Origin of the sequence: Candidatus Accumulibacter cognatus, assembly GCF_000584975.1 — a bacterium.
Taxonomy (GTDB): domain Bacteria; phylum Pseudomonadota; class Gammaproteobacteria; order Burkholderiales; family Rhodocyclaceae; genus Accumulibacter; species Accumulibacter cognatus.
On the sequence record NZ_JDST02000070.1, the window covers coordinates 21,665 to 29,627 of the forward strand.

The 7,963-nt window shown below is 61.0% G+C and carries 12 protein-coding genes and 2 pseudogenes; 6 read left to right on the top strand and 8 right to left on the bottom strand.

Features of this window, described 5'->3' with window-relative positions; translation table 11 throughout:
- Genes AW06_RS20670 through AW06_RS13565 form a run of 3 tightly spaced genes read left to right on the top strand, consistent with a single transcriptional unit; the run spans position 1 to position 1,454 of the window.
- Complete coding sequence (locus AW06_RS20670) at positions 1-408, top strand: hypothetical protein (RefSeq protein ID WP_273704688.1); 408 nt, start codon at positions 1-3, stop codon at positions 406-408.
- Complete coding sequence (locus AW06_RS13560; RefSeq protein ID WP_034951059.1) at positions 405-983, top strand: NnrU family protein; 579 nt, start codon at positions 405-407, stop codon at positions 981-983. The genes AW06_RS20670 and AW06_RS13560 overlap by 4 nt, the downstream gene beginning before the upstream one ends.
- A 15-nt stretch (positions 984-998) precedes the next feature.
- Positions 999-1,454 (top strand): hypothetical protein, encoded by a 456-nt coding sequence (locus tag AW06_RS13565; protein WP_034951061.1) that lies wholly within the window; start codon positions 999-1,001, stop codon positions 1,452-1,454.
- Here AW06_RS13565 and AW06_RS13570 read toward each other — a convergent pair.
- The 6 genes and pseudogenes from AW06_RS13570 to AW06_RS13595 form a co-directional block, all read right to left on the bottom strand.
- Complete coding sequence (locus AW06_RS13570; protein WP_273704689.1) at positions 1,397-1,750, bottom strand: putative toxin-antitoxin system toxin component, PIN family; 354 nt, start codon at positions 1,748-1,750, stop codon at positions 1,397-1,399. The genes AW06_RS13565 and AW06_RS13570 overlap by 58 nt on opposite strands.
- A 49-nt stretch (positions 1,751-1,799) precedes the next feature.
- Positions 1,800-2,069 (bottom strand): hypothetical protein, encoded by a 270-nt coding sequence (locus tag AW06_RS13575; RefSeq protein ID WP_034951062.1) that lies wholly within the window; start codon positions 2,067-2,069, stop codon positions 1,800-1,802.
- Positions 2,070-2,088: 19 nt separating this feature from the next.
- Positions 2,089-2,460, bottom strand: a pseudogene (locus AW06_RS13580) (helix-turn-helix transcriptional regulator).
- A gap of 573 nt (positions 2,461-3,033) precedes the next feature.
- Entirely contained in the window at positions 3,034-3,276 is a 243-nt protein-coding gene (locus tag AW06_RS13585) for a hypothetical protein (protein WP_034951064.1), read from the bottom strand.
- A 481-nt stretch (positions 3,277-3,757) separates the two neighbouring features.
- On the bottom strand, positions 3,758-3,985 hold the full coding sequence (locus AW06_RS13590) for a type II toxin-antitoxin system HicB family antitoxin (protein ID WP_034951066.1): 228 nt from the start codon (positions 3,983-3,985) through the stop codon (positions 3,758-3,760).
- 229 nt (positions 3,986-4,214) lie between these two features.
- Positions 4,215-4,445, bottom strand: a complete 231-nt coding sequence (locus AW06_RS13595) for a DUF433 domain-containing protein (protein ID WP_034951067.1) — start codon at positions 4,443-4,445, stop codon at positions 4,215-4,217.
- 148 nt (positions 4,446-4,593) lie between these two features.
- On the opposite strand from AW06_RS13595, the gene AW06_RS21480 reads away from it, so the two are divergent.
- Positions 4,594-4,767 (top strand): BrnT family toxin, encoded by a 174-nt coding sequence (locus AW06_RS21480; RefSeq protein WP_337958789.1) that lies wholly within the window; start codon positions 4,594-4,596, stop codon positions 4,765-4,767.
- Positions 4,760-5,028 (top strand): annotated as a pseudogene (locus AW06_RS13605) (BrnA antitoxin family protein). The gene AW06_RS21480 and the pseudogene AW06_RS13605 overlap by 8 nt, the downstream one beginning before the upstream one ends.
- 54 nt (positions 5,029-5,082) lie before the next feature.
- Here AW06_RS13605 and AW06_RS13610 read toward each other — a convergent pair.
- Positions 5,083-5,463 carry a type II toxin-antitoxin system VapC family toxin gene (locus AW06_RS13610; RefSeq protein ID WP_034951072.1) on the bottom strand — a complete coding sequence of 127 codons (381 nt, stop codon included), beginning with the start codon at positions 5,461-5,463 and terminating at the stop codon, positions 5,083-5,085.
- Entirely contained in the window at positions 5,460-5,705 is a 246-nt protein-coding gene (locus AW06_RS13615) for a type II toxin-antitoxin system prevent-host-death family antitoxin (RefSeq protein ID WP_034951074.1), read from the bottom strand. Before AW06_RS13615 ends, AW06_RS13610 begins: the two co-directional genes overlap by 4 nt.
- 688 nt (positions 5,706-6,393) lie before the next feature.
- Here AW06_RS13615 and AW06_RS20685 point away from each other — a divergent pair.
- Positions 6,394-7,953 (top strand): caspase family protein, encoded by a 1,560-nt coding sequence (locus AW06_RS20685; RefSeq protein WP_273704690.1) that lies wholly within the window; start codon positions 6,394-6,396, stop codon positions 7,951-7,953.
- Positions 7,954-7,963 lie beyond the last annotated feature (10 nt).

Genomic DNA, 7,963 nt, shown 5'->3' on the forward strand with positions numbered 1-7,963 from the left:
TTGACCGACCTGCGCCCGTTCTTGCCGACCCCGCTGGCCATCGGCCTCGCTGACTGGCCGGCCCGGCGCAAGGTCGACGCGATCATTGCGCAGGGCCGCGAAGCCTGCGCTGAGCGCGAGCATTTCCTCAACCCTGACTTCCAGAAGGAGCCTGACATGGCCGATTCTCTCAAGAACCGCGTGGGCCGCGTGATCGCTGGCGGACAAGCACTCATCGACCGCATCGAGAATCAAGCGCTCGCCGCGACCATGCAGCAATCGATTCGCGAGGCTGATGCGGTGATCGACGACGTTCGCCATGAACTGGGTCTGGTCAGCGCCAACCGCCCTCTCGCGCAGCAACCGCATGCGAACCTGGATGCGCCGTATGAGAAACTGCGTCATCGCAGGCCGGGTAGACCGTCATGAGCTATCTCGTCATCGGACTGATCGTTTTCCTCGGTGCTCATTCGCTACGCATCGTCGCCGGCGACTGGCGCGATGCTCAACTCGCCCGGCTCGGCGAAATGCGCTGGAAAGGCGTTTTCTCGCTCGCCTCGGCGCTCGGGTTGGCGCTGACCATCTGGGGTTATGGCCTGGCACACGTGGATTCCCCGGTCCTCTGGCTGGCGCCGCGGGGGATTCGCCACCTGGCCGCCCTGTTGACCCTGCCGGCGTTCATTCTGCTGGTCGCCGCCTTCGTGCCCGGCAGCCACCTGCAGGCAAAGGTCGGCCATCCGATGGTCGCTGGTGTCAAGCTCTGGGCATTGGCACATCTGCTGGCCAACGGCAGCCTGGCCGACGCGACCCTGTTCGGCGCCTTTCTCGTCTGGGCCGTGGCGAGTTTCGTCTCCTTGCGCCGCCGCGACCGGATTGCCGGACGGACCTACCCGGTGCGTGGCTGGGCCAGCGATGCGCTGGTGTTCGGCATTGGCCTCGTCGGCTGGCTGGGCTTTGCCTTCTACGGCCATGCCTGGCTGATCGGCGTAAAGCCTTTCGGCTGACGGAGGCTCACCCTGGTGGGTTTGATCCGCGCGCTCGCCGGTGCTGGTGCTGGTGTCCTATGCCTCCTGCTATTCAGCGTCGCTGGCCTGGCGGAGGAACTGCCTCGCGGCGAGGATTCCGGTGGTCCGCTGACCGACCCGAGCCATTGGCCGAAGTGGCTGCCCGAGAGCTCCGACGCCGGTGACCTCAGCCTGCCGGCAATCGCCCCCTTGCCGCCGCTGACGATGGCGGCCGGTGATCCGATCCGACAGCGTTTCACGGATCAGGCGCTCGTCCAGACGTGGGCAAGCGGGCCAGCGTCGCTGCCCTGGAACCGTCTTGCCCTCGAACTGATCGTCAAATATCAGCAGAACCCGCTGCGCGCGGCGCGCATGCTCGCGCACCTGCACGCGGCGGCCCATGATGCCATCGTCTATCCGGCGATTCTCTGCACCGCCTGGGCGGCGGAGAGGATCGGGATATTCTGGTAGCTGCCCAGGGTCAAGAGATCGGCATCGCCCGACACGATCCAACCGGTACCCGCCGCGAGGGCTGCGGCGATGACCTGATCGTCGTCGGCATCGTCGGGCACCACGCGGGGGACATGTTCCGGTTCGACGACTTCCATCGCCTCGACGTAATCGGCCAGAACCTCGCGCACCATCCTGCCGATGATCGCCAGCCGCTTGGTCGCCGAGGGCCGCGTGAGCACGTCGGCCAATTCATCGAGCAGGGCCGGGCTGGTGAAAAGCCTGGCCTCGCCGCGGCTTCGGATCGCATCGAGCAACTGCTAAGGCGTGCCGCGCCACAACAGCGCCGACAGCACCACGTTGGTATCAAGAACGATCCGCACCCGAACCCTTCGCCTGTTGCCGCGCCCGGCGTTCCGCGCGTGCGGCCTTCACTTCGGCCGCGATTTCCTCTTCCGTCATCGGCACCACGCCGGCCGCTTCCAGCGCTGGCGCAATCGCCAGCAGCCGATCCAGTGCCGTGCGCTTCCTCGCCTTCCCGGCGAGGAATTCCACGAAGTCCTCCACCTCCGCCACCTGCTGCGGCGAAAGCGTCCTCAGCTTCGAGATCAAAGCCTGTTCCACAGTCGCATTCATCGTCGAACCCCGGTTGCCGTCAGCGCGCCAGCGCCTGCAGGTGTTTCTTGGTCAGGAAGGCATCGAGCAGCTTCTTGATCACATTCTTGTCGTCGTCGGGCAGTTGCTCCACCTCCTGGAACTGCTTGAGCAATTCCCGATCCTCGAAGCGCGCCTTGGCCGCTTCGTCGGCGGCGCCATCGAGTAGATAGTCGCTGGTCACACCCAGGGCGTCGGCCAAGCGTTTCAAGGTATCGCCCGACGGGCGCGAGGTGCCGCGCTCGAAGCGGCCGATGTGGGTGTAATGCAGCCCGGCCAGTTAGCCCAGGTCGGTCTGCGACAGGTTCTTCTGCTTGCGCAGCTCCTTGAGCCGCTGCGCGAAGCCGTCCAGTTTCTCGGTCATATCCAGCATCTCCGTCATGTGGAGGGATTCGAATGTGACCATGTTGCCGAATTTGTAAGGAGAAATCAACGCTTTCATGCTCGAATATGGGCTATTGGCGCTTGATATGGTAAAGCACGTTCGCTAGATTCTCAAGCATATTTGCTTGATTGAAAGGTCAAATAGGGGTCAGACCACGTTTTCTTGACCGATCCACGGTGCCCGCCACCACCCTCGTAACAGTTCGATGGCTTGCCCCGTGCAGAAGGGGGTCAGGTCTTGTTTTTTGCCAACCACAAGATCTGACAAGATCTGCGGCCACACCTTTTTTAGCACAGAGAATTGGGACGGACCACGATTCTTTACCGGAGCGCTGGCCCAATGCGGCGGCGGGGTCAAGTCTTGTTTCTGAACTAATTCTCCGGTAGCGCATTCCTGCGCATGTCGGAAATAGGGGTCACGGAAATAGGGGTCGGACTCGCATTTCTACGAAAAGTAGCGAAAAACCCGCCGCTGCAGTAGCAGCAAATCCGGGGTCTTTCCCTTTGCCTTACGCAGGTGCGTGAGCAGAATCAGGTTTTCTTTTGCCGGTTCGGTGATTTCTCAACCCGCGATTTCCAGCCGTCTTTCAATCCGGTCAATTCGCGCCTTGATCTGATCGATACTTGACTGTTGCCGGATGATTTCCTCGTAGTTGTGCGAGCTATCGCGTCGGCCAGCGGCAGTGCTCGCTTCCAGGCTAGTAAGCCGGGCGGCGACCTCCCGCAACTCGCTTTCGATGCGGTCCTGTCCACCCCGCAAGGCGCGCAAGTGCTCAAGATCCAGATTGTCGACGTTGTCGCTCATAGTGAAGCCTCCTTGGAAAGGATAGAAGGAACAAAGGAGAATGAACAAAGGGGCCAGACCCCTTAGAGGAAAACAAATAGCATTCAAATAGTGGGCACTGAGTGTAAACGTTAACCCCGGATGGGGGGAAATAGGGGTCAGACCACGTTTTCTTGACCGATCCACGGTACCCGCCGCCACCCTCGTAACAGTTCGATGGCTTGCCCCGTGTCCTTTCGGCACTGGAGATACGAAGACCAATCGCTTTCTCCTCAAGCCTGAATGCTCAACCTTGCTCGAACAGAGACTTGGGCAGGCCTGACTGGCGGATGATGGATTGAAGCGTCCCGATGCGGATTTCGTCGTGCAGCGGGACGGGACCGTTACGGTGGTGCCTGCTGTCCGCTTCTGCATGACCGCGTGGCTGCCACGCTGCCTGACCACTTCGAAACCGTGGTCGCCGAGCAGCCGACACAAGTCACTTCCGGAGAAGACGCGAAGCCTAACCAACCGCGACCTCAAGCCGGGTGACGAACACCTCATCATGGAGGCGGGTGGCGATCTCGGAGGAATCGGCCGTCTCGAAAAACAGCTCTATCGCCTCCTGCAGATTGTCGCGTGCCTTTTCGATCGTGGCCCCTTGACTGGCGATGTCCAGTTCCGGGCAGATGGAGACGTACTCGGCCCTCTCACGTTCGATGATTGCCGTCAACTGCATTGTACCTGCCATGGCCGCGACCTCCAGAAATGAACGCCGGATAGTCTAGCACCTCGTGTTGCACACACACACTGCCCAGAACAATTTGCCCCGTACGGATGGGGTCACCCATTAGCCCCATATCCTTGTCTGTCGGGGTCTGGTCTTCGCCAACCACAAGAGCGGCGTCGCCCATTAGCCGGCCTTGGTCAATAGGGCGAACCCATTTCTCTTGCCAGCCCCTGGTCCAGCAGCAGCCGGATCAAGCCAGCTCCAAAGCGATCACCCGGTCATCGAGGTTCTGCGCGGCGAACTCCAGCGCCTGACGGACGTCTTCCGGTTCGAGTTCGGGATATTCGGCAAACAGGTCGTCCCGATTTGGGTATAGCGCTACGGCTTCCACTACCCGCCTGACCGTGAGCCGCATGCCGCGCACCGTCGGCTGGCCACCCAACATCGCGGGATCCCTGGTGATGCGATCGAACGTCTTCATGTCAGCCTCCTGTGACCAGGCCAATCCACCCGATTGACGATATGCATAATGCCTCGATGGACATCGAATTCGACCCATCCAAGGCCAGGTCCAACCTGGCCAGGCCCAGGTCAGCTTCGCCCATGCCGAACAGGCCCTCCGTGACCCGATGGCTATCACCATCGAGGATCCTGACGCAGAGGGAGAACAGCGCTTCGTCACGCTGGGCAAGGACGCACTCGGACGGGTCATGGTCGTCGTCCATTTACCGCGCGAGAGCCGAATCCGGTTGATCTCTGCGCGCAAGGCCAGCAAAGGGGAAGCGGAGCAATACCATGCGTAAGGAATACGATTTCAGCAATGGCAAGCGGGGGGGGCCGTCATCTCATCCACGGGGAAGACCCGCATCACGATCATGCTTGACGACGAAGTCATCGAGTTTTTTCGAGCACGGGCAGAGGCGCTAGGGGCGGGATACCAAACCCTGATCAACACGGCATTGCGCGCGGTAGTTGCCGATGCGGCGAGCCAAGACGCCGAGGACAAGCCCATTACCGTGGCGACGCTGCGCAAAGTGCTGCGCGAGGAACTGCACACCGCCTAACTGCGCAGGCGTACAACGCCACCATGCCAGCGAGAGGCGGCCCCGCTCTTCTCGTCATCCACTGGCGACGCCATCAAGACCCAACCCCAGTATGGCCGCATCGCGTGTCAGCAAAGTCAATCGCTCATCCTGTGCCTGGGCGATGAGAAGGCGATCAAATGGGTCGGCGTGTGCGCAAGCGAGAATGCGCACGGCTTCGATGTGGCGCGGCAGGATCGGCAGCAGGAGAAAACCCTGTGCTTCGAGTGCTTCCGTGATCGAGCCCGGTGGCAGTGGGAGTTTGCCTTTGGCATTTTTCAGGGCCATTTCCCAGACGCTGGCGACGCTGACAACGATCTCCGACTGTTCGAGGACGCTTTGCGTCGTTTGCCCCACGCGCGCGTCTGCTGTCATCCACCAGTAGATCAGGTGGGTGTCGAGCAGGTAGCGCTTCATGGTGATTGGTCACTGGTGAGTGCGTCGGCAATGGCTGCATTGGTCTCCGGCGTGTCCCAATCCGCTTCGGCTCTTGGCAAACCGGCCCAGGCACCGGGCCGGCGTGCGCGTTGCTGCGCGCCGACCTTGACCAGCCTGACGACGGGAACGCCTTTGTTGGCGATGATCACATCCTCGCCCGCCAGCGCGGCCTGCACCAGTTTGGACAGTTGGCTCTTGGCTTCGAGCATGTTGTATTGCATTTTTGGCTCCTTGTTCAACTCCGCCTGTGTGAAGTGCAGTTTAGCTCGTCCTGGCTAAGTTGGCCAACAACCCTGCTGCGGCATCACTCGGGAACACCCATTAGCCGGCCAGTGTCAAGCGAGTAAACGAATCCATGAACGAATCCATGGCGGCGCCAGCCGCCGGTTTTGACACTCTACGTCTGCTTGCAGTCGCTGATCACGCCCGTTTCTTCAAATCATGGCTGCGACGAATCGCGCCAGACACCCATCAGGATCAAGCGAACGGCGCTGAATGTGCCTATCGCCCTAGCGGCTTCGCCACAAAACCAAGCGCCACACCGGTCACCTGACCACAACCGGCAGGGCTCCACTTATCAAAGCAGATTTTCTGTCGAGACAAACCGGGCCACCTCTTTTGCAGAGCGGATCTTTGGCAAGCGGTATGCGGACAAGGGCGATATCGAGGTGCTTGAAGCCTGTCTGCAACTGCTGCATGCTCGACTGCCCGATCGTCCGCGCCTGGACCGACGCCCGCGCTACATGCATCTACGGCGGCGATGCGCCGGGGAGATCGGGCGCGCGGTGCTCGCATGGCGGGGCAATGGACCGATAACCAGCATGACCGCTGGCAGCACGCGGGATAGAATCGCGTCGCGGCGCCTACGAAGGCGATTGACGACCACGCCGCGCTTGCAGAGGAGGCTTGATGAACCTGAACATTCCCCGGTCACCCGATCCAGATACTGTTGGCGGCGCGGCGCGTCGGCTGTGGCTGAAGCAGGCCGGTGCGCTAGCAGGCGTCTCGATGTTGCCGCTGTCGCTGGCGCGTGCGGCGACACCATCGATGTTGAACGCGCTACCGCGGTTGGCGTTGGTCATTGGCAACACGAAGTACGTTCAAGCGCCGCTGAAGAATCCCGCCAACGACGCCAAAGCGATTGCCGATGAGCTGCAGCGGACCGGCTTCAAGGTCAGCTTGCAGCTCGACGCTGGTCGGGGGCAGATGGTCGAGGCGATCGGCGCGTTCAGCACCGAGCTGGCAAAAAGCAGGGGCGTCGGCATCTTCTACTACGCCGGCCACGGTGCGCAGCTCGCGTGGCGAAACTACCTGATTCCCGTCGACGCCGTGATCGAGAAGCTCGAAGACATGCAGACGAAGACCATTGAGCTGAATTCCCTGCTCGTGGGAATGACTCGGGCGAAGAACCCGATGAACATCATCATGCTCGACGCCTGTCGCGATAACCCGTTCGGCACCCGGCTGCCGATCGAGCACAAGGGCCTCAGCCAGTTTGATGCACCGCCAGGCTCGTTGCTGGCTTATGCAACTGCCCCCGGCAACACCGCTGGCGACGGCGAAGGCAACAACGGGTTGTATACCGAGAACCTGCTACGCGAGATGAAGGTGCCGGAGGCGAAGATCGAAGACGTGCTCAAGCGCGTGCGCCTGGCTGTCCGGCGCCAGTCGGCAGGGCAGCAGATTCCGTGGGAGAGCACATCGCTCGAGGACGATTTCTATTTTTTGCCGCCGCAGCACATCAGGGATCTCTCCGAAATCGAACTGGAGAGAATCTTCGACGAAGAACTCGCAATCTGGGAAGCGATCAAGGAGTCTACAGATCCGGTGCCATTCGAGGATTATCTGCGCAAGTATCCGAGCGGGAAGTTTTCAGAACTGGCGCAGTTCAGGCTCGACCAGGTGCTGAAGGCAAGGGGCGAGAAAGCGATCACGATCAAGGTGGCGAAGGATAACCCGTTCAGCAAGGGAAGTGCGCGTGTCGACACGCGCTTCAAGGTCGGCGAGAGTTGGAGTTACCGCGAGATCGACCTTTTCACGAAGCTCGAACTGCGCACCTTCACCAACCGAGTGAGCGAAATTACCGATACCGAGGTGCGTTTCAATGGTGGCGTATTGGTGACCGACCTGTTCGGCAACTTCATCAAGCGGCCGCCGGGGTGGCAATATACGGGCGCACAGTTTTTCATTCAGGAATACGCAGTCGGCAAACGTTGGTCGACGCGCTTTCGTGCCGTGACGCCCCATGGATTCAGCAGCGACATGGAGTTTGACTTCAGGGTCGTCGGTCGCGAGCAGATCACGGTGCCGGCGGGCACGTTCGAAGCCTTCCGGGTCGAGGGCAACGGCTGGGGCCGTGCGCCCAGAGGCACGGTCAAGCTGCAGACGGTTTATTGGATCTCGGCGGACGTCAAGCGCGTGCTCGCTTCCGAAACGAAGCGGAGCCACACGAACGGCAAGGTATACTGAAATAGGTAAC